Origin of the sequence: Methylobacterium sp. J-030, from assembly GCF_022829545.1 — a bacterium.
In the GTDB taxonomy this organism is placed as follows: domain Bacteria; phylum Pseudomonadota; class Alphaproteobacteria; order Rhizobiales; family Beijerinckiaceae; genus Methylobacterium.
Genome location: NZ_JAKSYM010000213.1, coordinates 1 through 665, shown reverse-complemented (window position 1 = coordinate 665; position 665 = coordinate 1). Strand labels below are relative to the sequence as shown.

1 protein-coding gene is annotated in these 665 nt (G+C 66.5%); it reads right to left on the bottom strand.

Going from position 1 to position 665, the window contains the following annotated elements; all coding sequences use genetic code 11:
- Positions 1-665, bottom strand: a 665-nt coding sequence (locus tag MKK75_RS14520; protein ID WP_279593886.1) for an FtsK/SpoIIIE domain-containing protein, incomplete at both ends; no start/stop codon positions are given.

Here is a 665-nt window from a genome sequence, read left to right as displayed (position 1 = left end):
ACCTGGAAGCTGATCCGGGTCGGGAAGTTCGCCTTGATCGTGCCGGTGATCACGTCCACCGACGGACGCTGCGTCGCCATGATCAGGTGGATGCCCGCCGCCCGCGCCATCTGGGCCAGACGCTGGATCGCCCCCTCGATGTCCTTGCCGGCCACCATCATCAGGTCGGCCATCTCGTCGACCACGATCACGATGTAGGGCAGCGGCGCGAGATCCATCGCCTCGTCCTCGTACACCGCCTCGCCGGTGTGCCGGTCGAACCCGGTCTGCACGGTCCGGGTCAGCACCTCGCCGCGCTCCGCCGCCTCGGCGACCCGGGCGTTGTAGCCGTCGATGTTGCGCACGGCGATCTTGGCCATCTTCTTGTAGCGCTCCTCCATCTCGCGCACGGCCCATTTGAGGGCGATCACCGCCTTCTTGGGGTCGATGACCACGGGGGAGAGCAGGTGCGGGATGCCGTCATAGACCGACAGCTCCAGCATCTTCGGATCGACCATGATCAGCCGGCACTCCTCCGGCTTCAGCCGGTAGAGCAGGCTGAGGATCATGGTGTTGATCGCCACCGACTTGCCCGAGCCGGTGGTGCCGGCGACCAAGAGGTGCGGCATGCGCGCGAGGTCGGCGATGATTGGCTCGCCGCCGATATTCTTGCCGAGGCACAGGGC